Here is a 339-nt window from a genome sequence, read left to right as displayed (position 1 = left end):
TTTTAGGTTACCCTAAAGAGGTCCAACAGTATATTTATACTACGAACCTAATTGAGCGCACGAACAAGGAAGTCCGTAAGAGATTAAAGACTATGAACAGTTTGCCTAATATCGAAGCAGCTGAGAAAATTATTTACCTGACCTCCATCGACTATAACGAGCGATGGGCAAGAAGAAGGTTGGGAGGATTCGGACTGGCTTACGATAAGATTTTAAAAATGTTTGAACAACGATATACAAAGGCCAAAAAGGGGTAGTCAGGCAGCCTCGGCTGCCTGACTACCCCTCCACATATAACTCATAGAGTATGGATGTTTACACATAATTCTTGACGGAACC

At 41.6% G+C, this 339-nt stretch carries 1 protein-coding gene; it reads left to right on the top strand.

Going from position 1 to position 339, the window contains the following annotated elements; translation table 11 throughout:
• Positions 1–257, top strand: a 257-nt coding sequence (locus tag M3204_RS23545; protein ID WP_251489099.1) for a transposase, incomplete at its 5' end; no start/stop codon positions are given.
• Positions 258–339 lie beyond the last annotated feature (82 nt).

The organism is Mesobacillus subterraneus, assembly GCF_023715485.1.
Taxonomy (GTDB): domain Bacteria; phylum Bacillota; class Bacilli; order Bacillales; family Cytobacillaceae; genus Mesobacillus; species Mesobacillus subterraneus_B.
Note: the sequence above shows the minus strand (reverse complement) of the source record. Positions and strands in the feature narration are given on the sequence as shown.